Below are 23,804 nucleotides of genomic sequence, written 5' to 3' on the forward strand. Positions count from 1 at the left end.
GAGACCATCGGAGGCGGTGGGGCGCTGCGAGGAGGTCAGCGGGCGGCGTACTCCAGGCGGCGTGCCTCGCCGGAGGGGCCGCTGCCGGAAGGCGCACCCTGCCCGGTTCCGCGCCGGATGGCCCAACCGACCGACGGCTCCACGGCCCACCTGGTGGCCCGGCGCACCCACGGCGAGCACAGCGCCAGCGTCACCGGGATCGACAGCAGCAGGTTCACGGCGAACGAGCCGTGCGGGCCGAACACCGCGTTGGAGTAGTCGTACCAGCCGAACTGGTCGGAGATCCGGATCACCAGTCCGTGCAGCAGGAACACGTACATGGTGAGCGCGCCCAGCCGGGTGTACCACGTGGTGCGGCGGGGCGTGAGCGAGAGGAACGCCGCGGTCAGCGCGAACGCGAGCAGCAGGAAGGCGACGCGTCCGGGCAGGCCCACCGGGAGGATGTCGACGTCCCGGTCGGTCAGGCTCTCCCGCCAGTAGATCCACTCCCGGCTCAGCTGCTCCAGATAGGCGTAGCAGAGAATGAACGTCGCCACCATGAGCACGGCGCTGCCGGCCTTCACCCAACCCGCCCTGAGCAGCGCGAAGTGCCGCTTCTCCAGCAGCAGCCCGGCGACGAAGAACGGGAGCAGGCTGATGATGCGCGAGATGCCCAGCGCGTCGCCGGTCGCCGCCAGGCCGCCGAACAGCGAGATGGCGATGGCGGCGGTCAGCGGCCAGCGCAGCCGCTTCCACAGCGGGACGGTCAGCCGCCACACGAACAGGGCGGCCAGGAACCAGGTCAGCCACAGCGGCTCCAACGGGCCGTCGGGCAGCCCGCGCTGGACGCTCAGCGACTGCAGCGCATAGATGCCCCAGAAGACGAGATAGGGCGCGGCGACCGTGGCCAGCAGCCGGTCGATGCGCGCGGGCGAACCGTCGAACGACTTCGACAGGTAGCCGCTGATCAGCGCGAACGCCGGCATGTGGAACAGGTAGATCCAGAAGTAGACCGCATTGGCCTCGCGGGTCTCGGTGGTCGGTGCGATGACGTGACCGATGACCACCAGCAGGATCAGCAGGAACTTCGCGTTGTCGAGTAGGGCGTCACGCGGCTGTGGCGGAGGCTCCTTCCGCCCCTCGGGCGTTTTCCGTGACGGGTCGGCGTCGCCGGGCTCGGGTTCGGGTTCGGACGGACGTGTCGAGATAGAGGCCACTGGTGTCTCCAAGTCACCGGATTCGGGGCTGTGGGGACGTGCCGGAACGTTCGGGTGGCCACCGGCCCCCTGCGGCGCGGAGCGGGGGCGCGCCGCCGCCATCGCGTGTGGTGGAACCGGCGGGGGTGAGGGCCGATGACCGCAGCCTGAGAATCGGCTGTGAACCCTGGGAGGGCACCCTACCGCCCATGGCCGGACCAGGCCACGGGGTACCGTGACCGATCGCGCACGTCCGGTAGGGGGCGCCGCATCGGTAATGGCTCGGATCAGGCACGATACGCACTTGGCCGCTCATTCCCCCCGTAATCCCCCGTAGCCGCCGACCCTAGCGACAGGTGGAGAAACGGTGCGGAAGGCTGGGCGATCACTCAGGGTTCTCCCAGGTTTCTCGTGGTGAGATCGGCCGGTTTCCGGGCATGGCCGTCCCGGAAGGGAGCCCGGCGGGAGTTTGAGATTCGCCGGGGCGAGCGAGACAATCGGCGCGGCGGACGTCCGCCGGTGAAGTGGCCGGACACCCCCCGGCCGCCTGCCGAACCGATGGAAGAAGGCGGTGGAAGCGGTGCCGCACGCGGTCGATCCCAGGCGCGTAGCCCAGCACGGTGGCGCGGTCATGCGACTCGTCGACGAGATCTTCCCCCTCGTCGAGGGGTTCTACGTTGACCTGCACAAGAACCCGGAACTCTCGCACGCCGAGTACCGGACGGCCAATTCCGTGGCCGAATGGCTCACACGCTCCGGCTTCGAGGTGACCACCGGTGTCGGCGGCACCGGTGTGGTCGGTCTTCTGCGCAACGGCGACGGGCCCACGGTCATGTTGCGCGCCGACATGGACGCGCTGCCCATGGAGGAGAAGACGGGGCTGCCCTACGCGAGCACCGCGCACGGCACCGACGCCGACGGCAACGAGGTCCCGATCATGCACGCCTGCGGCCACGACGCGCACACCGCGTGCCTCGTGGGCACCGCCGACCTGCTCGCCGAGGCCCGCGACCGGTGGCGCGGCACGCTCATGGTCGTCGCGCAGCCGGCCGAGGAGACGATCGAGGGCGCGGACGCCATGGTGGCCGACGGCCTCTACGAGCGCTTCGGGCGCCCCGATGTCATCCTCGGCCAGCACGTCGGCCCGCAGCCGGCCGGAATGGTCTCGCACCGTGCCGGTGTCCTGCTCGCCGCCAGCGAAGCCATGTCCGTGCGGGTCTTCGGATCCGGCGGTCACGCCTCACGGCCCGACGCCACCGTCGACCCCGTGGTGATCGCCGCGAACATCATCACCCGGCTGCAGACCGTGGTCTCGCGGGAGATCAGCCCCAGCGAGATGGCCGTCGTGACGGTCGGCATGGTGCGCGCCGGGACCAAGGCCAACATCATCCCCGACGAGGCCTACCTGGAGATCAACACCCGTGCCCTGAACGAGCTGGTGGCCGGGCGGCTGCGCTCGGCCATCGACCGGATCGTCCGGGCCGAGGCCGCCGCGTCGGGCGCGCCGCGGGACCCCGAGATCACCGTGCTCCAGCAAGCCGGGGTGACGGCCAACGACCCCGACCACACCCGCGACGTCTCCGCGGCGCACCGCGCGTACTTCGGCGAGGGCTACGTCATCGACCTGCCCGAGCCGGTGACCGGCAGCGAGGACTTCGGTGCGTTCGGCCTGCCCGGCCATCCGGAGCCGATCCCCTACGTCTACTGGTTCATCGGCGGGACACCGCACGACGTGTGGCAGGCGGCGCCGGGCGACACCCCCTACGAGAAGCTGGCGTCGGTGCCGAGCAACCACTCGCCGTTCTTCGCCCCGGACCGCGAGCCCACCCTGCGGGCCGGGCTCGCGGCGCTGACCATCGGCGCCCTCACCTACCTGGGGCGGGAGCGGGACGCCGCGCCGACCGGGGAGCAGCAGGCGTTCCCGGCCGAGGCACCGCCGGAGTCGGCCGTGGCAGACGCCGCGCCGTTCGCCGAGCCCGCGGCCCCGACCGTCGCCGAACCGGCCCCGATGGCGACCGCCGCTCCGGTCCCGGCCCCCGAGCCGGAACCGGAACCGGGCGAGGCCGCCGCCCCGGAGGAGCCCGGTGCCGAGGGCGCCGACGAACCGGCCGCGGGCGGGGAGGAGAGCGACGACGAGTCCACGCACCAGGCCGACATGGCGGCGCTGCTGGAGGAGACCGGCGGCACCCGATCCTCCGGGGACGACGTGGAGGAGTCCACCCAGAACGCGGACATGGCGGCGCTGCTGGCCGAGGAGGACGCGGTCCTGGCCCCCACCCCGCCGCAGGGCACCCCGGTTGCGGCACCGCCGCCCCAGGGCGCGCCGATCGCCGCCCCGCCGCCGCCCCAGGGCTCGACCCCCTACCCCGGCAGTGCCGCGCACACCCCTGACCAGGACCCGCCGCAGGAAGAGCCGCCCTACCGCCTCTAGGCTCCCTCCGCCGCCCCCCTCCGATGATCTCCGGAGAACGGTCCGAATTCCGGTGCGAATTCGGACCGGTCTCCCGAGATCGTCGGAGGAGAGGGCGGAGCGGCACCACAATGGTCGGATGGGATGGGTGACGTGGGGGAGCCGACGTCGGCGCCGGGTGTTGCGGCACCCGCGAGAGAACCTGTTCCTGGGGATGTGCGTGGCGGTCACGCTGCTCGCGGTCATGGGGGCGGTGAACCGCTCGGTCGGCGGTGACACCGGCCAGCCGCTGCTCCTGCTCAGCGTTCCCGGGGCGGTCTTCTTCGCACGCGGGATCCTGTATGCCAAACAGCGGTCCAACGGGGTGCGGATCTCGGAGACGCAGTTCCCCGCAGCGCACCGGATGGTCGTCGACGCCGCCCGCGAACTCGGGCTGCCGAAGGTCCCCGACGCCTACGTGGTGCTCGGTAACGGGCAGCTCAACGCGTTCGCCTCCGGGCACGGCTTCCGCCGCTACGTCGCGGTCACCAGCGACCTCTTCGAGGTCGGCGGCCGCCTCCGCGACCCGGACGCGCTGCGCTTCGTCATCGGACACGAGGTCGGGCACATCGCGGCCGGGCACGGCTCCTACTGGCGGCAGTTCGGGGTGTCGGTCGCCAACGTCATCCCCGGCATCGGGGCGACGCTCAACCGCGCCCAGGAGTACACCGCCGACAACCACGCCTACGCGTTCTGCCCGCAGGGCGTCGAGGGGCTGCGCATCCTCGCCGCCGGAAAGTACCTGTACCGCGAGGTCGACTTCGCCGACATCGCCGACCGGGCCCGAACCGACCACGGCTTCTTCGTGATGTTGGCGAACCTTCTGTCCAGCCACCCGGTGAACACCTGGCGTTTCCACGCGCTGCGCGACCGCTCGCGCCCGGGCAGGGTGCTGTGACACCCGCCCCGGGAGCACGGGTGGTGCCCGCCCGGCGGTGCGCGTCCAGGACGTGTCCGGCGGATGTTCGCCGGTGAGCGGGCGGCCGCCCGCACGCCGCTTCACCGAGTCGATCCAGGCCGACTCGGCGAGTGGAGCGGCGCAGCGAGCGTCGTTCCGGTGGCCGCGAGCCGGGAATGATCCGCCGAACCCGCCTCAGGAGGGGGCGTGCTCCTCCTGGCGCAGTTTCTCCGCCAGCTGCGGCGGCAGCGGATCGTGCCGCAGGTAGCGGCGGTTGAACGAACCCGTCCCGTGCGACAGGGACCGCAGGTCGACCGCGTAGCGGCCGATCTCCAGTTGCGGCACTTCGGCGCGGATCAGCGTCCGCCCGGTCTCCCGGGGCTCGGTGCCGATGACCCGTCCGCGGCGTGACGACAGGTCGCTCATCACCGCGCCCATGTACTCGTCGGCGACCAGCACCGTCACCTCGTCGACGGGCTCCAGCATCGACGTCCTGCCCTGCTCGGCCGCGTCCTTCAGGGCGAGCTTCCCGGCCTTCTGGAAGGCCATGTCGGAGGAGTCCACCGAGTGCGCCTTGCCGTCGTACAGCGTCACCCGGATGTCCACCAGCGGGTAGCCCGACTTCACCCCCTGCTCCATCTGGGCGCGCACGCCCTTCTCCACCGACGGGATGAACTGGCGCGGGACCACGCCGCCGACGATCTTGTCGACGAACTCCAGACCGGTGCCCGACGGGAGCGGTTCGACCTGGATCCGGCAGATGCCGTACTCGCCGTGACCCCCGCTCTGCTTGACGTTGCGGCCCATACCCTGCGCCGGGACCGCGAAGGTCTCGCGCAGCGGGATACGCACGTCGTCGGTCTCGACCCGGACCCCGTAGCGCGTGGTCAACCGGTCCAGTGCCACGTCGAGGTGGGCCTCGCCGGTGCACCACAGCACCATCTGGTGGGTCTCCGGGTTGACCTCCACCCGCAGTGTCAGGTCTTCGGACGCCAGCCGCGAGACCGCCTGGGAAAGCTTGTCCTCGTCGCTCTTGGCGGCGGCCTGCACCGCCACCGGGAGCAGCGGGTCCGGGAACTCCCACGGCGGCATGCGCAGCGGGCGCTCCTTGTCGGAGAGAGTGTCGCCGGTCTCGGCCTGGGTCAGTTTGGCGACCGCGCAGATGTCTCCGGCGATGACCTCGCCGCACGGCTCGTTGGCGCGGCCGATCGGCGTGGACAGCGCGCCGATGCGCTCGTCGACGTCGTGGTCGTCGTGGCCGCGGTCGGCCAAGCCGTGCCCGCTGACGTGCACGACCGAGTCCGGCCGCAGCGTTCCGGAGAACACCCGGACCAGGCTGACCCGGCCCACATACGGGTCGCTGGCCGTCTTGACCACCTCGGCCAGCAGCGGGCCGTCGGGGTCGGCCGTCAGCCCGGCGACGGGCTTGCCGTCCACCGTGGTCACGTCCTCCGGGAGCGGGCGCTCGACCGGGGACGGGGTGGCGCGGGGCAGTTCGTCGAGCAGTTCGTGGACGCCGACGCCCCGGGTGGCGGAGATCGCGAGGACCGGGTGGAAGTGGCCCCGGGCCACCGCCGCCTCCAGGTCGGCGATGAGCAACTGCGGATCGAGCGCGGCGCCCTCCATGTACTGGTCCATGAGAGCCTCGTCCTCGCTCTCCTGGATCACCCCCTCGATCAGGGCGTTGCGCATCGCCTCGATCTCACCGTCCAGCCCCTCGGGCGGCGCGGCCTCGGCGCGCTCCGGGCCGGAGTGGTCGTAGTAGCGCTGCGAGATCAGCCCGACCAGCCCGCGCACGGTGCGCGCGTCCCCCTCACCGGCGTACACCGGCACATAGGCGGGCAGGACGCCGTCGCCGAAGGCCTCCCGGCACTCCCGCACCGTGCCCTCGAAGTCGGCGCGGTGGTGGTCGATCTTGGTGACGGCGACGGCACGCGGCATGCCCACCGCGGCGCACTCGTCCCAGAGCAGCCGGGTGCGGCCGTCGACGCCGTCGAGCGCCGAGACCACGAACAGCACGGCGTCGGCCGCGCGCAACCCGGCGCGCAGGTCGCCGACGAAGTCGGCGTAGCCGGGGGTGTCCAGCAGGTTCAGCTTCACGCCACCGCAGCGGAGCGGGGCGAGTGTGAGGTTGACCGAGCGCTTCTGCCGGATCTCGACGTCGTCGTGGTCGCTGACCGTCGTGCCCTCTTCGACCCGCCCGGCACGCGGGATGGCGCCGGAGGCGTGCAGCAGCGCCTCCATCAGCGTCGTCTTTCCTGCTCCTGACGGGCCGACCAGAACAACGTTGCGGATGTCCGTCGGTCGGTCGGCCTTAGGTGCCCTGCCGGTGGTCGCTGGACCGGATTTGTCCGCCATGCTTCCCAACCTTCTTCCTTCGGCTCCCATGCGGATGACGCCGGCGCACCGCGTTGGGTGTGACGCGGGACACTCTCTACCGTCACCCGTAGCGCCGGATATCACAAGGGGTCATTTCGGGAAACAAAGGGTGACGCAGCGTGTGGCGGGCATGGCGAAGCGGCAGGTCGTGCGGGCAGCACCGGAAAACCCGTGCCTGCGTGGCCGGAATGGCCGTGAATGCTGTCCCAATCTCCTAGGCTGTGCCCGTGCCGTGGTCCGAGAGCATTCCCCAATTCAGTCTCATCGCGATGATCCTCGGGATCGCGCTGATGGCCTACGCCGCCGTCGGCGAGCCGATCCTGGGCCGTATCGCCTACGCGTGGCTGCGCCGCCGACGCGAGACCGACGCCTCCGCACTGGTCAAGTACTACGGGCTGACCATCGCCATCCAGTGGCTGTGGATCGCCGCCATCGTCGCGATCCTGGTGACCTCGCCCGGTCTGGGACTCGACGACCTGGGGCTGCGCGCGCCCGACAAGTGGGCCCCGTTCCTGGCCGCCCTCGTCGGCTTCGGGGTCGGCGGCGGCATCTTCTGGCTGCTCACCCGTGACCGGGCCGGAAAGAAGGACAAGGGCCGGAAGAAGGGGAAGGGCGCGGCGGGCGGCCGCGCGGCCGATGCCGACGACGAGTTCGAGGCCGAGTACCCCGGCGATTCCGCCTACGACCCTTCCCACGGCCCTTCCTACGAAGCACCCCACGGCGGTGGGTACCCGTCCGGCCCCGGGGTGCCGCCCGCCCACGGGTACGGGACCGGGCCGCAGTACGGCCACGGGCCGGGGCCCCAGCACGGTGGGCCGTCCTACGACATCGGTGCGACCGCGGCCTTCGCGCCCGGCGAGGTTCCCGGGCACCACTCCGGGGGCCGCCCCGAGACGCACCCGGACGGCGGACCCCGGCTGCCCCCGGCGCCGGCCCCCGGTGCCGAGGTCAACGAGGCCCTGGCGCCGCGCACGCCCGCCGAGCGGCGGCTCGCCGCAGCCCTGGCCATCACCGCGGGCATCGGTGAGGAGCTGCTCTACCGCGGCCTGTTCATCGCCCTCGGCGTGAGCTTCGGACTGCCGCTGTGGGCGGCGGCGATCCTGTCCTGCGTGCTCTTCGCGATCGCCCACCTGTACCAGGGATGGTGGGGGCTGGTCGGCCCCGGCCTGGTCGGGGTCCTGTTCACCGTCGTCTACCTGGGCACGGGCAGCCTCATCATCCCGATCCTGCTGCACATCGCCCTGGACGTGCGCTCCCTGCTGATCTCCCGCGGATCAGGGGGAGGCGGTGGCGACCACGGCGGACGACCCGCCGATCGCGGTGCCCGCAAGGGGCGCCGCGGGGGCGGTCGCAGGGGCGGCGACCGCGGACACGCACGGGCCGCCGGCCGCGGCGGGGGTCGGCGCGACCCGCGGGACGGCGCTCCCCGTGCCACGGGCGGCCGCAGCGGCGGTGGGCGCCGAAGGCGCGGCGCACCACCCATGTGACCCCGCCGGGAGGGGGACGCGCACGCCGGAGCCCCCCGGCACGGCCGCCGCCCCGCCGGTGGTGCCTCCTCTACCCGGGGGACACGTGCGTCCTTCCGTGTCCATGAGGAGCGCGATCATGCAGGATGGTGGGGTGTCCGACGCCCTGCACTCCACCCCCAGGCCCGCCCCCGAGCGTCGTCGGCTGAGCACCACCGACGGGGTCCACCTCGACTCCGTTCTGATCCGTTCCGGGACGGGGGCGGCGCGCGGTACCGCGGTCGTCCTCGCCAACGGGTTCACCGGCACGTGGCGCAGTCCGCACACCAAGATGATCGCCTCCCGCCTGCTGCCGGTGGGTGACGTCATGACCTTCGACTTCCGCGGCCACCGCGCGTCCACCGGTGCGAGCACGGTCGGCAACGACGAGGTCAACGACGTACAGGCGGTCGTGGAGCACCTGCGGGGCCTCGGGTACACCGCCGTCGCCACCGTCGGCTTCTCCATGGGCGCCGCCGTCGTCATCCGGCATGCGGCGCTGTTCGGCGGGGTGTCGGCCGTCGTCGCGGTAAGTGGACCCAGCCAGTGGTACTACCGGGGCTCCCGCCGGATGCGGCTGCTGCACTTCGGGGTGGAGCAGCCCGTGGGCCGCTGGTTCCTACGCGTGGCCCGCCAGGTCCGGGTGACCGACCGGGAGTGGAACCCCCGGCCGCAAGACCCCGTCGAACTCGCCCCGCTGGTGGCACCGGCCCCGCTCCTGGTGGTCCATGGCGACCGGGACGGCTACTTTCCCGTCGACCACGCCCACCGCATCCACGACGCCGCCCACCACCCCAAGGAGCTGTGGATCGAACCGGGCATGAACCACGCCGAGCGGGGCGTCACCCCGCGTCGCGCCGAGCGCATTTCCCAGTGGCTCGCCGCCAATCAGGCCGTGGTGCGCGAGCGGGAACGGCTGACAGGCCCCGAGTGAGGCGGGTCTGGGCCCCGCGCACCCCGGGCGGAGGGCACAGGGCGGACCCGTGGGATGACGGCCACGTGACCGAGTGTGGCCGCGTATTCGAGAAACCATGCGGCCCGTTCGAACGTGTGAGTAGCATCTGAACTGCTGGGCGGCGCGGACGCTCATAGAAGGCGAGGCCGTCCCCACCACTCCCGGGGACGGCCTCCACAGCGCAACCGTGCTACGGCTGGGCGCGGTCAGGCGAGGAGCTGGCGCTCCACGTCGGAGTTCTGCTCGTAGGCGCTGCGCGCGTTGGAGAGGAGGTTCTGCCAGGAGTCGACGTCGGGGCGCCGACGCAGCAGTGCCCGGCGCTCGCGCTCGGTCATGCCCCCCCAGACCCCGAACTCGACACGGTTGTCCAACGCGTCGGCCAGGCATTCGGTGCGTACCGGGCAGCCCCGGCAGATGAGCTTGGCCCGGTTCTGGGCCGCTCCCTGGACGAACATGGCGTCGGGGTCCGTCTCCCGGCACAGTCCCCTGCCAGCCCAATCCCTATTCCACATGTTGCCCCACTCCCAAGATCAGCATGTGAGTCTTGTCGGTTCCGCCGACGGGCGCGGTCGTCGGCATCGGGGGAGGGAGAGAGTTCGGCGGACGGTGCCACTCGCGGAGTCCGGACAGGGGGCCGGTACTCCACGGGCCGCTCATTTCGGCCTACTGTGTCCCTCCTCACCGCTGGGGTCGAAACTACGGATCGGCGAGCGGGACCGACAGGCCCCATTAGGCCCATTTCTGATATAGCCCAGGTGGGCCATTGCGATCCGCGGGATGAGTCATGAGGACTGCGCGGAGCGTCACGTACTTACACGTATGTCCGGGTGGGCTGGTCTGGCATGTGACACAGGGTGAGGCGGAGGGGGAGCAGGACGTCGATCACCTGCCGCTGCTGAATGCGGTCAGGAGACAACCATGATCCGCCCAGGCCGCTACGCGGCCACCCGGGGCGCACCATCCCCAAAGGACAGCACGGGCCGGGGTTTTCGCCCCGGCCCGTGCTGACACGTGTGGGAAAACCCGGGCAGGCCCCGGTTCTCCTCCGCGCACGCGGACGCGTCGCCGTCAGAACGACGAGACGTGCACGTGGTCGTAGTGGTTCTCGGTGATGCTGCCCCGGTCGTTCATGGGCTTCCAGCCGGCGCCCGGGTTACGGGAGTCCCAGATCTTCTGCTCCCAGATCACGTACTTGACGCCCAGGCGGCCGGCGTTGGCGCGGGCGTATTCGGCGATCTGCTGGCCGAGCTGCTGGTTGGCGGAGGACGGGTAGCCGCCGTTGGCGCTCATCATGAAGTCGCAGGCCTGCCCCGTGCCGTGGTCGTCGCTGCTGCTGCGCAGGCAGCCCACCGGGTAGGGGGCGCCGAACCTGCCGATGATCTCGTCGCGGATCGCGGCCATGCGCGGGGTGGCGCCGTCGAAGCCCCAGCCGCGGGCGCTGGCCGGGACCGTGCCGTTACCCCCGCCGCCGGAGCCGGCGCTGTCGTCGGAGGGCGGCGCGGGGACCTTCTCCTTCTCGTACTTCTCGATCCGCTTCTTGATCTCGTCGCGCTGCTCCTCCAGCTCGTCGATGACCTGCTTGGCCTCTTCGAGCTTCTTGTCGGCCTTGGCCGAGGCCTTCTCGCGCTTCTCCTTGAGCGAGGTGAGGTCCTGCAGGCGCCCGGCGTGCGTCTGGGCGAGCTGGCTGACCAGGGCGGCGTCATCCAGCATGCCTTCGGGTTCGCGGCTGAGCACGACCTCCATGACCGGGTCGACACCGGAGCCCTTGTACTGGGCCGCCGCGATGCCCGAGACGTCGTCCCGGGCCCGGCCGAGGTCCTTCTCGGCCTTCTTCAGGGCCTTCTCCGCCTCCTCGGCGGCCTCCTTGGCGTCCGTGTACTGGATGAGGTCGCCCGCGTACTCGTCCTCCAGCTCGTCGGCCCGCTCGTTGAGCTCCTCAAGGCTGAGTTCCTCGTCCTCGGGCTCGGCGTCGGCGGCCGCGGGGGCGAGCAGGGCGAGGGCCGCCGCGGCGGCGGTGGCCAGCAGGCGCGCACGGTGGCGCACAGGACGTACCGAGGGGGTGTGCATTGATGTCAAGGGGTCACTCCGTAGACGGACCTGTGGCCCCGCCCGGGGGTGAGACATGGGCGGTTCGGGGGCGGGCAGGTGCCCGTGGGCCACGGGGTGCTTCAGCAGACGATACGAGACTCCGCTGTTATCTGCCTAGTGATGGTAGAGGATTAGTGGGCGAGTCCGGGATGATCAGGACAATCCTCCGAAAGCGCTGGGCAGCTTCGGTGGCGTGGGTTCGGTGGGCGTGTCGCGCAGGAACCACGCCGACTGCCGGACTTCCCGCATCGCCGCGCGCCGGGTGTCGCGCTCCAGGCGGTCGAGGTAGAGCATCCCGTCGAGGTGATCCGTCTCATGCTGCAGGCACCGCGCCATGAGACCGGAACCGCGCACGGTGACCGGATCATTGCGCTTGTCGACTCCGGTGACCACCGCATGCATCGCCCGCTTCGTCGGGTACCACAGGCCCGGGACCGACAGGCAGCCCTCGTGGCCGTCCTGCGACTCCTCCGACAGCTCCGCGATCTCGGGGTTGAGCACATAGCCGATCCGGCCCTCGACGTTGTAACCGAAGGCCCGGAGCCCGACGCCGATCTGCGTCGCGGCCACGCCCGCGTGCCCGGGGGCGTCGACGGTGTCGAGCAGGTCGCGCACGAGCGCATCGGTGTGTCGGTCGAACGTGGTGATGGGGGCCGTCGCCGTCACGAGGACCGGGTCGCCGAAGTAGACGATGGGGCGCTTGCTCATGGGTGACACATTAGCCGCGCACCGGGCGGAAGGGGGCGGGGGTATCCACAGGGTGTTCAGGCGAGCCGCGGGGCGAGTGCGTCGTCGAGCACCATCTCGATGTAGTCGAGTGCCGCCCGGCGCCGTGCCAGGGCGTTGGCGTACAGGGAGGGGAGCCTGCTGCCGCGGCGGATGCGCAGGCACTCGTTGACGATGCGGTCCCACCGGTCGGGGAAGGCGTGCAAGGCGTACGCTCCGGCGCCGGATTTGGAGGTGATCTCCCCGGTGGCCAGGGTGAAGTGCAGGCGGCTGACGCTCAGCACGCTCCAGGAGGGGGCCAGCGACCCGAGCACGGCCAGGCCGCGGGGGCTGACCAGGCGCCCGGCCTTGGCCCGCCAGCGGCGCCACTGCTCGTCGAGGTTTCCCAGGGACCAGTCGCGCAGGCTGGCGGGGGAGTCCCACACGGCCAGCTCGACCGGGACCGGGCCGCGCGCGGTGACGCCGCGTTCGGCCAGCACATGCCAGGTGACGGGGTTGATCTCGGCGGTGTCCTTCTCCTTGAACCTTCCGCCGAGAACGGAGGCGACGGGGCCGCACGACATCGGGTCCTCGGTGAGGTCGTCCCAGGTGACGTGGATGCCGTTGAACTGGGGGCGGCGGACCTGGGAGCGGGTACGCGCATGCGCGCGGCGGAGCGCGTCGAGGTCGGCGTCGGTGAGGGGACGGGCGGTCACGGCGACGAAGTCGACGTCGCTGGAGTGCGGGCGGAAGTCGTCCAGGGCGACCGATCCGGTCAGGTAGAGCCCTTCGACGAGGCCGGGTGCCTCGCTGTCCACGTTGTGGAGGAATGCCTGCACGAGGTCCTGCACGCGTGGGTGGATCGCCATTCGGTCTCCAGTCTGATTGCGCTCGGGGCTCGCGGATCGCGCCGGCCGGCCGCTGCCGACCCCGCCGTGCGTGCACCGGTCGGCCACGGCACCCGGTGGCATCCCAGTGCAGCGGTGTCCGGCCCCGCGGGAGATGTGCCTGGGGGAGGGCACCGTCCGGTGTCCGCTGGAGGAGAGCCAAACACCGCTCCTCAGGCCATAAGTCTGAGAGGTGGAGCAGGCGATGGCAAGTGAGCGGCCGTGATCGGCATCCTGTCTCCCCACGTCAGGGAGGTGGTCATGTGGGATGAAGTGGGGTTCTGGCTCCATTGACGGGGGTCGCTCGGGGGTGCTAAAGGGTCGTTTGCGACCGCGTCCGTTCCGTCCGGGAAGATCGAGACGCGAGCGCATATGCACGCGCATTTTCGCGCCGCCTTTCGGGAGGGACCTGTGTCACGTTAATTCGTGTCGGAAGCGGGTATTGCTGGTTTCCCAGGGATGCTGAGATCCAGTTGTGCTTTCAAGTACGACCGCGGCTCTGTAGAGAGGTCGAGATTCGTGTGATTGCCGGATATTTCGATGGTCGAGGCCGTTGTGCCCGGGGATCACGATGTTGTCGAAGAATGGGCGGCGATCGGAGTGGAAATCCATCCCTGGTGGACTGACGGGGTGTCGGAGACCTCTGGTTCCACGTGAGTGTCAGGCCTGGCCAGTGTGGTACGTCACCCTGCGAGTCGCGATAGGGACGCGCGCGCCGACCCCTCTTGGGAGGATCTTTCCCTTCCCTTTGCCGGGTGTCCCCCAGCTGGTCGAACTGCAGTTTTCACGTGCGTAACAAGAGGTCATTCGTGAGAAACCGCTGGATCCTATGGTCGGGGGTAGCGGACCGGCGGAATCGGTGACTCACAAGGAGACGGATATGGTCCCAACGATGGTTCTCGTAGCAGATGATTCGCGTGACACACATCGCAGGGATGCTCTGTGCGACCTCGCCGAAGCGGTCGCCGACCGCGGCGAGGCACCGGTGGTCCCGGCATTCGGGTCCGGGCCGGAGGTGAGCGAGGCCGTAAGGGCCGTCGACGGCCCGATCGTCGTCGTCCCCGCCTTCCTCGCCGGCGGCGACCACGCCAGCGCTGAGATGTTCGCCGAGCTGAACCTGGACGACCGCGTCGACGCCTGCCCGACCGCGCCGCTGGGCGCGGTGCCCTCGATCGTCGCCGACCTCGCCCACCGGCTGCTCAGGGCCGGCTGGACCCGGAGCGACGGTGTCGTGCTGGCCGCCGACGGCGGCAGCGCCCAGGAGGAGCGCAGCGAGGTGGCCGACGTGGCGCGGATGCTCAGCCGCCGCCTCGCCGCCCCGGTGCAGGTCGGCTACACCAACGGGTGGGCGCCCTCGGTGCCCGATGCCGTGCAGCGGCTGCGCCGCAACGGGCACGACCGGGTCTCGATCGCCACCTGGCGCCTGGTCGAGGGCGCCGACTACGACCGCCTGCGCTGCCTCGACGGGGTCTCCCTCACGGCCCCGCTCTGGCCGTCGTCGCTGGTCGTGGACACGCTGCTGGCCCAGCACCGCGCGGCCAAGGCGAGACTGGCGGCCTGAAGGTCAGGGCGGCGGTCCGGTGATGTGCGGGAGCGGGTCCCCCTTGGGGTGAGGGGGACCCGCTCCCGTATGGCACGGGGACCCGGGGCCGGTCCGGGCGGACCGGCCCCGGGTGCGGGATCAGTGGCCGCCGTGCTCGTCGCCGTCGCCTGCGGCGTCGCCGTCCGTGCCGGAGTCGCCGAGCATCTCCTTCATCTCGGCGATCTCGCCCTCCTGGGCGTCGACGATGTCCTCGGCCATCCGGGTCGCCTCGGGGTTGACCCCGTCGTCGATCTCCTCCTGGGCCATGTGGACCGCGCCCTCGTGGTGCTCGATCATCAGTTCCAGGAACAGGCGGTCGAACTCATCGCCCGTGGCCTTCTCCAGGTCGGCCATCTGCCCGCCGGTCATCATGCCGTGCCCGCCGTGGTCGGCGTCATCGGCGGCGGGCTCCTCACCCCACGCCTCCAGCATGTTCCGCAGCTGCTCGATCTCCGGTCCCTGGGCCGCGGAGATCCTGTCGGCGAGTTCCTGGACCTGCTCCCCGGCGTCGTTCTTCTCCGCCAGGTCCGACATCTCGATGGCCTGCTCGTGGTGCGGGATCATCATCCGCGCGAACTCGACGTCGGTGTCGTTGAACTCGGCCGACGGGGTGGTCTGCTCAGTGGTCGGGGCGGCGTCCTCGCCGTCGCCGCCGCAGGCCGCGAGGAACAGGGTTCCGGCGAGTGCCGCGGGCAGCAGCAGGAAGGTGCGGTTGCGTGTGAACATAGGTGTCCTCTCATCGGTGCTGAGCGCGCACGGCGAATTCGGTCGCGTGCGCGATGTACAGGTGGGCGGTCCGATACCGGGTGGCGCGCCGTGGGCGCACTCCACCCCTGGGGCATCTAGATCCGCAGCACCTGGAGCGCCGAGAGGGACGGCGGAGAGGCGGGTGGAACGACGTTCGCGTCGAGGCGCGACAGCTGCCCCGCCGGGTGGGCGACCAGGGGCGGCCATCGGGTGAACGCTCCGGCGGCCACCCAGGGCACCGAGAGGACCAGGCCCGCGACCGCCAAGCACATCGTGGTGGGATCCATGTGGACCGAAACACCGTGGTCCGTGCCGGAAGCACCGGTGACCGGCGCTGACGCGGCCGACGCGTGGTCGGGGTGGGCCGACTGGGCCGACGGGGCCGGGTGGTCCGCTGCGGCCGGCGCGTGAGGCGCGGCTTCGGCGGGGGAGCCCGGCTCGATGTGGCCGAGCGTGTGCATGGCCCCGACACCCAGCAGGACGAAGGTGAGCAGCAGCAGGCGCGCCCACGCCGAACAGGCGGCGCTACGCTCCCCCGCTGTCATCATGGCGCCATGGTAATACCGAAGCGGGTATATGACCGCCAGGCACGGGGGTAGGGAACCCTGTGATGCCCCTGCCGGTCCAGACCGGGTCCGGGATTCTCCCGAAGGGGACGGAGAGACGACATCACCCCTGGTTTCCGCGCGGGGCCGATTCGTAAGGTGGACGCATGAGTGACGTCACAGCGCAGTTGGTCGACGGCAAGCAGCGCGAGCGGCTGCTGCGCAGATTCGGCGCCGGGTGCGACGACTGGCTGGCCGGCCTCCCCGCCCTCGTCGACCACCTCGCGGCCGAATGGAAGCTCACGGTGCTGGGGCCGGCGCCGCACGGCCGCACCTCCGTCGTCCTGCACTGCCGCCGCATCGACGGCAGCGCGGGAATCCTCAAGATCTCCCCGGACCCCGGGCTCGCCGCCACCGAGGCCCGGCTCCTGCGGCTCTGGGAGCCCAGCGGGCGGGTACCCGCCGTGTGGGAGGTCGACGCCGAACGCGGCGCTCTGCTGCTGGAGGCCATCGGCACCGGCCGCACCGTCGCCCTCAGCGGGGAGGTGCCGCCGATGGAGACCGTCGGCGCACTCATCCGCGACCTTCACTCGGTCGACGTCCCCCGCAACGAGCTGGGCGAGTTGCACCCCCTGATCACCCGGATCAACTTCATCTTCGACCTGTGGGAGCGCTACCGCCAGGAGGGCGCCGCCGCCGACGTCGTCTCCGCCGCCCTCCTCCACCACGGCCACGCCCGTGCGCGGGCGCTCGCCCACGGCGAGGAGGACGTCGTTCCCCTCCACGGCGACCTGCACCCGGGCAACGTCCTCGACGGCGGTCCCGAGCGCGGGCTCGTCGCCGTCGATCCCCGCGCCTGCGTCGGCGACGCCGCGGCCGACGCCATCGACTGGCCGCTGTGGAAGGCCTCCACCCTGGAAGAGGTCGAAGGCCGGATCGGCGTGCTCGCCCCGGCCATCGGCGTCCCTGCCGACCGCCTACTGGCCTGGTGCCGCGCCTGCGCCCCGATCTTCGCGACGGCCCTGGCCAACCGGGGCCGCTCGGACACCGACGAGTTCCGCATGCTCCTCGACCTGTGCTCCTGCTGACAGCCCCGGGGCCCCACCCGCCCCCGGCTCCGCCCGGGGGTCCGCCGGCATCGGTCCACGGCCCGCCGCCCGCTCCGGGCGGCGGGCCGCCGCATATCACACGCGTCGCACCAGTGTCACGATCCCGTCCACAACCGGACGCCGCATGGACATTTCCCCGGCGCGTGGGTTGTCGTTCAGTCCCGGTGTATCGGCGTGACGCGCACGACCGGCAGCCTGTACGGCCGGGACGCGGGCGCCGACCACCGGGGGCGCCCCGCCCCAGGGCACCGCCCCACCGCGACGACCGAAGGAGCCCCATGCCGCGCAGCACCCCGGCCCCGAGCCGGATCGCCCTGACCGCCCCCGTGATCGCACTGGGCCTGCTGGCCGGCGTCGCCCCGGCGGCCGCGGCCCCCGCCGAACCTCCCCAGGCGAGACAGGAGGCCCAGGTGGCCCCGATCGTCGACGTCCCCTGGGTGATCGCGCACCGCGGCGCCTCCGCCTACCGGCCCGAGCACACCCTGCCCGCCTACGAGCTGGCCGTGCGGCAGCGCGCCGACGTCCTGGAACCCGACCTCGTCCCCACCTCCGACGGCCACCTCATCGCGCGGCACGAGAACGAGCTCAGCGACTCCACCGACGTCGCCGACCGCGCGGAGTTCGCCGACCGCCGCACCACCAAGACCATCGACGGCCGCCAGGTCACCGGCTGGTTCTCCGAGGACTTCACGCTCACCGAGGTCAAGCGGCTGCGCGCCGTCGAACGCCTCCCCGACATCCGCCCGCGCAGCGCCCGCCACGACGGCAAGTACGAGGTCGCCACCTTCGAGGAGGTCCTCGACCTGCGCGACGACGCGGCGCGGCGCACCGGTCGCGACATCATGGTCATGCCGGAGATCAAGCACGGCGCCTACTTCGACTCCATCGGCCTGGACGCCGAGGCCCTGCTCGCCGAGGTGCTGGACGAGCGCGGACTCAACCACCCCGACGCCCCCGTCGCCGTCCAGTCCTTCGAACCGGACAGCGTCCGCGAGCTCGGCGAGCGGGTGGAGGTCACCCTGATCCAGCTGATCGGAAGCCGCCAGCAGCACCTCACCACCCCCGAGGCCCTGGACGAGATCGCCACCTACGCCGACGCCATCGGCCCCGACCTGCGCTGGGTGCTGCCGATCGGCGACGACGGCCTGCCCGGCGAACCGACCCCGCTGGTGTCCGACGCCCACGACCGCGGCCTGCTGGTCACCCCCTGGACGCTGCGCAGCGAGAACGCGTTCCTCCCCGCCGGCTACCGCAAGGGCGACGATCCCTCCGCCCACGGCGACCACCGCGGCTACTACATCGAGGTACTGCGCACCGGTGTGGACGGCGTCTTCACCGACAACCCCGACCACCTCTACAAGGCCCGCATGCATTTCCTGAAGGAGCAGCGCTAGCCCCCCACCCCACCCCTCCCCTCCGTCGGTCTCGGGGATATCGACCTCGTACCGGCGAGTATCACGTCGATATCCCCGAGACCGACGGAGGAACCGGTGGGTCAGCCGTCCTTCTCGAAGCGGTAGCCCATCCCGGCCTCGGTGATCAGGTGGCGGGGGTGGGCGGGGTCCTTCTCCAGTTTGCGGCGGAGCTGGGCCAGGTAGACCCGCAGGTAATTGGTTTCGCTCTGGTAGGCCGGACCCCACACGTCGTGCAGGAGCTGGCGCTGGCTGACCAGGCGGCCGGCGTTGCGGGCGAGGATCTCCAGGATGTGCCACTCGGTCGGGGTGAGACGCACCTCCTTGCCGTCGCGCGTCACCCGCTTGGCCCCGAGGTCCACGGTGAACGTCGGGGTGGCCACCACCGGGGCCTCCTCGACGGGCACCGAGCGGCGCTGGGCGGCGCGGATGCGGGCGAGCAGCTCGTCCATGCCGAACGGCTTGGTGACGTAGTCGTCGGCGCCCTGGTCGAGCGAGCGCACCTTCTCACTGGCCGAGTGGCGCGCCGAGAGCACGATGATCGGGACCGATGTCCAGCCGCGCAACCCCTCGATGACCTCTCCGCCCTCCATGTCGGGCAGGCCGAGGTCGAGCAGGACGACGTCCGGCGGGTGCTTGGCCGCGATCCGCAGGGCCGACGCTCCGTCACCGGCCGTCTCCACGTCGTATCCCCGCGCCCGCAGGTTGATCCGCATGGCCCGGATGATCTGCGCGTCGTCATCGACGACGAGAATTCGCATCACGCGTCCTCGGTTTCCGTGACTCGGTTCCTGTCGGTGTCGCCCCGCACGGGTGCTGCCGGTGGTGCCGGGGCGGAGTCGGCGGCCGGATCCGCGGTCGGCTCCTCAAGCAGGGTGTTCCCCGTCCCGGTGGTGCCACCCGACGCCTCCGGCGGGGCGCCGGCCAGGGTCAGGACCATGGTGAGGCCGCCGCCGGGGGTGTCCTCGGCGACCAGGGTGCCGTCCACGGCCTCGGTGAACCCCCGGGCCACTGCGAGCCCGAGGCCGATTCCGGTGCCGCGGGGCGCGTCGCCGAGGCGCTGGAACGCCTCGAAGATGCGCTCCTTGGCCTCGTCCGGCACCCCTGGACCGTGGTCGGTGACCCGTAGCTCCACCGTGCCGCGCAGGGAGCTGGCCGACACCCGGACCGGGGCCGCGCCGTCGGGGTTGTAGCGCACCGCGTTCTGCACGACGTTGGCGACGGCCCGCTCCAGCAGGCCGGAGTCGACGCGCACGCGGGGCAGGTGGTCGGGCACGTCCACGCACACGCTCTCGGCGGGCAGGCCGAGCAGCGCCGCGGGGACGACCTCCTCCAGGCCCACGGTCCGCATCTTGGGTCGGACGTTGTCGGTCTGCAGGCGGCTCATGTCCAGCAGGTTGCCGACCAGGCCGTTGAGCCGGTCGGTGGACTCCTCGATGTTCTCCAGCAGCTCGGCGCGGTCGGCCTCATCCAGCTCGAACTCGTCCGAGCGCAGGCTGGACACGCTGGCCTTGATCGAGGTCAGGGGGGTGCGCAGGTCGTGGGAGACGGCGGCGAGCAGCGCGGTGCGGATCCTGTTCCCGGCGGCCTGGCGCCGGGCTTCGGCGGCGTCGCCCACCAGCCGCTGCCGCTCCAGCGCGATCCCGATATGGGTGGCGAAGGCGCCCAGGACCCGTCGGTCGGCGGCGGGCAGCATGTGCCCGCGCAGGGCCAGGGCGAGGGAGTCGCTGACCGACACCAGCGCGTCGGCGTCGTCCGGCGACGTGCACGGCGCGTCGCCCACCGACTCCACGCGTTTCCACCGGTTGCCGTCCCCCTGCTCCAGCAGGGCCGCCGACTGCTGTCCGAAGGTCTCGCGGATCCGCCCCAGCAGCGCGGGCAGCGGCTCCTGTCCGCCTAGGACGCTCCCGGCCAGCAGGCTCAGAGTGCTGGCTTCGGCGCGGGCGCGCGCGGCCTGGAGGGACCGCCGCTTGGCCAGGTCGACCACGACCGCGACGAGGGTGCCGACCACGACGAAGATGACCAGCGCGATGATGTTGTCGGGTTCGGTGATCGTCAGGCGGTACAGCGGCGGAGTGAACAGCACGTTGAGCAGGAAGCTGCCCCACAATGCGGCGGCCAGTGCCGGCCACATGCCGCCGATCATCGCGGCGGCGACGGTGAGGCAGAGGAACAGCAGGATGTCGGTGGTCAGGCCGACGTCGGCGAGGAACGGCAGGTGCAGCACCGCGGCCAGCACCACCGGGCCGAGCAGGCCGGTCACCCACCCCCACAACAGCCGCATCCGCCCCAGGCTCCCGGCCAGCGGCGGTAGCAGCCCCCGCCCCCGGCCCACCTCCTCGTGGGTGACGATGTGCACGTCGATGTCGCCGGATTCGCTGGCGACCGTCTGGCCGACGCCGGGGCCGAGCATGTACTGCCAGGCGCGGCGCCGCGACGACCCGAGCACGATCTGGGTGGCGTTGGCGCCGCGGGCGAACTCCAGCAGCGCGGTGGGGATGTCGTCGCCGATCACCTGGTGGTAGGTGCCGCCGAGCTCGGCGAGCATCTGCTTCTGGCGGGCCAGCGCCTCGGGCCGGATCTGGGTGAGGCCGTCACCGGCGACCACGTGGACCGCCATGAGGTGGCTGGGCTGCGGCTGGCCGCCGCGCGACCGCGCGGCGATCCGGGCGGCGCGGCGGATCAGCGTCTCGCCCTCGGGGCCGCCCGTCAGGGCGACCACGATGCGTTCGCGGGCCTCCCAGGTCTGCCTGATGTTGTGCTCGCCCCGGTAGCGGGCCAGGCCCTCGTCGACGCGGTCGGCGACCCACAGCAGCGCCAGCTCGCGCAGGGCGGTCAGGTTGCCCTCGCGGAAGTAGCTGGACAGGGCGGCGTCGACCTTCTCCGCCGGGTAGATGTTGCCGTGGGACATGCGGCGGCGCAGCGAGTGCGGCGACATGTCGCACAGCTCGATCTGGTCGGCGCGGCGCGCGATCTCGTCGGGGATGGTCTCCCGCTGCCGCACCCCGGTGATCTGCTGGACGACGTCGTTCAGCGACTCCAGGTGCTGGATGTTGACCGTGGAGATGACGTCGATGCCGGCGTCGAGCAGTTCGTCGATGTCCTGCCAGCGCTTGGGGTTGCGCGTGCCGGGGACGTTGGTGTGCGCCAGCTCGTCGACGACCGCGACTTTCGGGGCGCGGGCGAGCACCGCGTCGAGGTCGAGCTCCTCGAAGGCGGCCCCGCGGTGGGTGAGCGTCGTCCGGGGCAGCACTTCCAGGCCGTCGAGCAGGGCGGCGGTCCTGTCCCGGCCGTGCGTCTCGACGAAGCCGATGACGATGTCGGTGCCGCGCTCGGCACGGCGGCGCGCCTCGCTCAGGGCGGCGTAGGTCTTGCCGACCCCGGGCGCGGCGCCGAGATAGATGCGCAGTTTTCCACGTGCCACGTATCCATTGTGCGGCTTTTCATCGGGTCTTCCGACTTTTCTGTGCAAAAGGCCGGTCAGGGGGCGGGGAACGGAGTGCCCCGGACCGGCCTGCGGTCCGTGTCGCGTCGGCCTTCCACGCTCACGTTCCTCACTCACTGCGGCGCCGGTGCGTTGGGGCATGCGGCCGTTCGGCATCGGCGCCTCCGTTGGCTCGATCACGTTCGGGTGGGCGTGGGTGGTGGATGGGCCTCTGAGCAGACCGTGACACGGTGCTCGTCACATGGACGCCTCCAACGCCCGGTTGAGTTCGGTCACGTTCACGCCGGGCGCGCCGATGAAGCCGAGGGAACGACCGACGGTGTGCTCGGCGACGAGGTGTTCGACCTCCTCGACGGACATCCCGCGGGCCGCGGCGACACGGGGCGTCTGGAGTTCGGCGTACTCGGGCGAGATGTGCGGGTCGAGCCCGCTGCCGCTGGCGGTGACCGCGTCGGCGGGGATCTCGGCCTCGTCGACGCCCTCCGTGGCGGCGACCTCGGCCTTGCGCTCCTCGATCTGCTCCAGCAGCTCGGCGCTGTTGGGGCCGAGGTTGGACGCGGAGCTGGAGCCCCCGTCGTAGCCCTCCTCCCCGGCGGCCGACGGCCGTGAGTGGAACCACTCGTCGCCGTCGAAGTTCTGCCCGAGGAGCGCGGAGCCGACGACCTCTCCATCGTCGTTCCGGATCAGCGACCCGTTGGCCCGGTCGGGGAAGAGCAGCTGGGCGACGCCGGTCATGGCCAGGGGGTAGATGAGCCCGACGACCGCGAAGCATGCGAGGGTCAGGCAGACGTACGCGACGTCGAGCATGGACGTCGATCCCCCTTCCACCCGGGCCGGGGGGAGCGCCTTTCGCTCAGACCACCACCGGTAGGGCCAGAAGTGATTGAAGTGGGCATTCCGGTTGGAAACGGGCGCCTTGACGCGGCCCTGACGGGGGTGGGGGTGACTTTGACGGCCCTTTAATAGGTGGCGTGGCCGGGTGATGGGACCTTGGGCGTACGTGTGTCGAGGGGCCTGGAACGTCGGCGCCGCAGGCGGTCCAGGCCCCTCGTCGGCGGCGTGCGGTCGGTGTCGTTCCGGTTCAGGAGCGCGGTGGCAGCCCGCTGAACCGCGGTGGCCGCTTCTGGCGGTAGCTCGCGATCCCTTCGGCGAAGTCCGGCGTGCCGAACACCGGCGGCATGAGGGCGTCGGCCTCGGCCGTCGCCGCGTCCAGGCTCGCCTCCAGTGCCCGGTGGACCTGGCCCTTGATCGCGGCCATCGACGCGGGGGAACAGGTGGCCGAGAGCGTGCGGGCATACTCCAGGGCGGCGTCCAGTACCTGCGCGGCCGGCAGCGCCCGGTCCACCAGGCCCATCCGCTCGGCCTCCGCGCCCGGCACCACGCGCGCGGACAGCAGGAGGTCCAGCGCGCGGCTCGTGCCGACGAGCCGGGGCAGCTGCCAGGCGATGCCGTACTCGGCGATCAACCCCAGTCGGCTGAACGCCGTGGTGAACTTGGCGTCCTCCGCGGCGAACCGGAGGTCCGCGAAGAGCGCCACCACCAGGCCGACCCCGGCCACCGGCCCGTTGATCGCCGCGATCACCGGTTTGCGCAGCGTCGAGGGAAACGACAGTGGGCGCGCCCCGTGCTCGAAGGTGTCGGACTCGACGGAGGCCAGCGCGTCCATGTCCGCCCCCGCGCAGAACCCGCGCCCCGCGCCGGTGACCACGATGACGCGCACGGCCGGGTCGTCGTCGGCCGCCGCCATCAGGTCGAACAGGCGCTTCTCCATGACCGGGTTCCAGGCGTTGAGCTTTGCCGGGCGGTTCAGCGTGAGCAACAGGACGCCGTCGCGCTCCTCCCGCAGCACCTGGGTCTCCGGATCACGGGCCCACTCCGGGGTTTCGGCCGTTCCGTTCGTTGCGGCCATCTCGCCTCCTCGTC

General features: G+C 71.5%; 19 protein-coding genes. 7 read left to right on the top strand and 12 right to left on the bottom strand.

The genetic code is table 11. The features are described from left to right. Nucleotides 1-35: 35 nt before the first annotated feature. Nucleotides 36-1,196: an acyltransferase family protein gene (locus HNR23_RS01565; protein ID WP_184072772.1), complete on the bottom strand. Its 1,161-nt coding sequence runs from the start codon at nucleotides 1,194-1,196 to the stop codon at nucleotides 36-38. 550 nt (nucleotides 1,197-1,746) lie between these two features. On the opposite strand from HNR23_RS01565, the gene HNR23_RS01570 reads away from it, so the two are divergent. Next, nucleotides 1,747-3,606, top strand: coding sequence for an amidohydrolase (locus HNR23_RS01570; RefSeq protein WP_184072774.1), 1,860 nt, complete (start codon nucleotides 1,747-1,749; stop codon nucleotides 3,604-3,606). Between the two features lie 118 nt (nucleotides 3,607-3,724). Further along, on the top strand, nucleotides 3,725-4,522 hold the full coding sequence (locus HNR23_RS01575) for a M48 family metallopeptidase (protein ID WP_184072776.1): 798 nt from the start codon (nucleotides 3,725-3,727) through the stop codon (nucleotides 4,520-4,522). Nucleotides 4,523-4,717: 195 nt separating this feature from the next. Here the strand turns inward: HNR23_RS01575 and HNR23_RS01580 are convergent, their stop codons facing one another. Continuing rightward, nucleotides 4,718-6,880: an elongation factor G-like protein EF-G2 gene (locus HNR23_RS01580; protein WP_184072778.1), complete on the bottom strand. Its 2,163-nt coding sequence runs from the start codon at nucleotides 6,878-6,880 to the stop codon at nucleotides 4,718-4,720. A gap of 290 nt (nucleotides 6,881-7,170) precedes the next feature. Between HNR23_RS01580 and HNR23_RS26235 the strand changes: the two genes are divergently transcribed. Beyond that, complete coding sequence (locus HNR23_RS26235) at nucleotides 7,171-8,388, top strand: CPBP family intramembrane glutamic endopeptidase (protein WP_246421524.1); 1,218 nt, start codon at nucleotides 7,171-7,173, stop codon at nucleotides 8,386-8,388. Nucleotides 8,389-8,506: 118 nt separating this feature from the next. Then, nucleotides 8,507-9,340, top strand: coding sequence for an alpha/beta hydrolase family protein (locus HNR23_RS01590; RefSeq protein WP_184072780.1), 834 nt, complete (start codon nucleotides 8,507-8,509; stop codon nucleotides 9,338-9,340). 227 nt (nucleotides 9,341-9,567) lie between these two features. On the opposite strand, the gene HNR23_RS01595 is transcribed toward HNR23_RS01590, so the two are convergent. The 4 genes from HNR23_RS01595 to HNR23_RS01610 form a co-directional block, all read right to left on the bottom strand. Beyond that, complete coding sequence (locus HNR23_RS01595) at nucleotides 9,568-9,873, bottom strand: WhiB family transcriptional regulator (protein ID WP_184072782.1); 306 nt, start codon at nucleotides 9,871-9,873, stop codon at nucleotides 9,568-9,570. A gap of 556 nt (nucleotides 9,874-10,429) precedes the next feature. Next, nucleotides 10,430-11,428 carry a coiled-coil domain-containing protein gene (locus tag HNR23_RS01600; protein ID WP_184079717.1) on the bottom strand — a complete coding sequence of 333 codons (999 nt, stop codon included), beginning with the start codon at nucleotides 11,426-11,428 and terminating at the stop codon, nucleotides 10,430-10,432. A 174-nt stretch (nucleotides 11,429-11,602) separates the two neighbouring features. After that, nucleotides 11,603-12,157, bottom strand: coding sequence for a peptide deformylase (locus tag HNR23_RS01605; RefSeq protein WP_184072784.1), 555 nt, complete (start codon nucleotides 12,155-12,157; stop codon nucleotides 11,603-11,605). Nucleotides 12,158-12,213: 56 nt separating this feature from the next. Beyond that, complete coding sequence (locus HNR23_RS01610) at nucleotides 12,214-13,023, bottom strand: aminoglycoside adenylyltransferase domain-containing protein (RefSeq protein ID WP_184072786.1); 810 nt, start codon at nucleotides 13,021-13,023, stop codon at nucleotides 12,214-12,216. An 898-nt stretch (nucleotides 13,024-13,921) separates the two neighbouring features. Between HNR23_RS01610 and HNR23_RS01615 the strand changes: the two genes are divergently transcribed. Next, nucleotides 13,922-14,602 (top strand): sirohydrochlorin chelatase, encoded by a 681-nt coding sequence (locus HNR23_RS01615; protein ID WP_184072788.1) that lies wholly within the window; start codon nucleotides 13,922-13,924, stop codon nucleotides 14,600-14,602. 120 nt (nucleotides 14,603-14,722) lie between these two features. Here the strand turns inward: HNR23_RS01615 and HNR23_RS01620 are convergent, their stop codons facing one another. Both HNR23_RS01620 and HNR23_RS01625 read right to left on the bottom strand, forming a co-directional pair. Next, complete coding sequence (locus HNR23_RS01620) at nucleotides 14,723-15,349, bottom strand: DUF305 domain-containing protein (RefSeq protein ID WP_184072790.1); 627 nt, start codon at nucleotides 15,347-15,349, stop codon at nucleotides 14,723-14,725. 116 nt (nucleotides 15,350-15,465) lie between these two features. Then, nucleotides 15,466-15,918 carry a DUF6153 family protein gene (locus HNR23_RS01625; RefSeq protein WP_184072792.1) on the bottom strand — a complete coding sequence of 151 codons (453 nt, stop codon included), beginning with the start codon at nucleotides 15,916-15,918 and terminating at the stop codon, nucleotides 15,466-15,468. Between the two features lie 164 nt (nucleotides 15,919-16,082). On the opposite strand from HNR23_RS01625, the gene HNR23_RS01630 reads away from it, so the two are divergent. Beyond that, nucleotides 16,083-17,003: an aminoglycoside phosphotransferase family protein gene (locus HNR23_RS01630; RefSeq protein WP_184072794.1), complete on the top strand. Its 921-nt coding sequence runs from the start codon at nucleotides 16,083-16,085 to the stop codon at nucleotides 17,001-17,003. Between the two features lie 299 nt (nucleotides 17,004-17,302). Next, nucleotides 17,303-18,418, top strand: a complete 1,116-nt coding sequence (locus HNR23_RS01635; RefSeq protein WP_184072796.1) for a glycerophosphodiester phosphodiesterase family protein — start codon at nucleotides 17,303-17,305, stop codon at nucleotides 18,416-18,418. A gap of 101 nt (nucleotides 18,419-18,519) precedes the next feature. On the opposite strand, the gene HNR23_RS01640 is transcribed toward HNR23_RS01635, so the two are convergent. The 4 genes from HNR23_RS01640 to HNR23_RS01655 form a co-directional block, all read right to left on the bottom strand. Beyond that, the gene (locus tag HNR23_RS01640) at nucleotides 18,520-19,197 is read right to left on the bottom strand and encodes a response regulator (protein ID WP_221307996.1); all 678 of its coding nucleotides are present in this window, start codon (nucleotides 19,195-19,197) and stop codon (nucleotides 18,520-18,522) included. Beyond that, on the bottom strand, nucleotides 19,197-21,860 hold the full coding sequence (locus HNR23_RS01645; protein WP_184072801.1) for a DUF4118 domain-containing protein: 2,664 nt from the start codon (nucleotides 21,858-21,860) through the stop codon (nucleotides 19,197-19,199). The genes HNR23_RS01640 and HNR23_RS01645 overlap by 1 nt, the downstream gene beginning before the upstream one ends. A 258-nt stretch (nucleotides 21,861-22,118) precedes the next feature. Continuing rightward, the gene (gene kdpC, locus HNR23_RS01650; RefSeq protein WP_184072803.1) at nucleotides 22,119-22,688 is read right to left on the bottom strand and encodes a potassium-transporting ATPase subunit KdpC; all 570 of its coding nucleotides are present in this window, start codon (nucleotides 22,686-22,688) and stop codon (nucleotides 22,119-22,121) included. Between the two features lie 274 nt (nucleotides 22,689-22,962). Next, nucleotides 22,963-23,790, bottom strand: coding sequence for an enoyl-CoA hydratase-related protein (locus HNR23_RS01655; RefSeq protein WP_184072805.1), 828 nt, complete (start codon nucleotides 23,788-23,790; stop codon nucleotides 22,963-22,965). Between the last annotated feature and the right edge of the window lie 14 nt (nucleotides 23,791-23,804).

Origin of the sequence: Nocardiopsis mwathae (assembly GCF_014201195.1) — a bacterium.
Lineage (GTDB): Bacteria > Actinomycetota > Actinomycetes > Streptosporangiales > Streptosporangiaceae > Nocardiopsis_C > Nocardiopsis_C mwathae.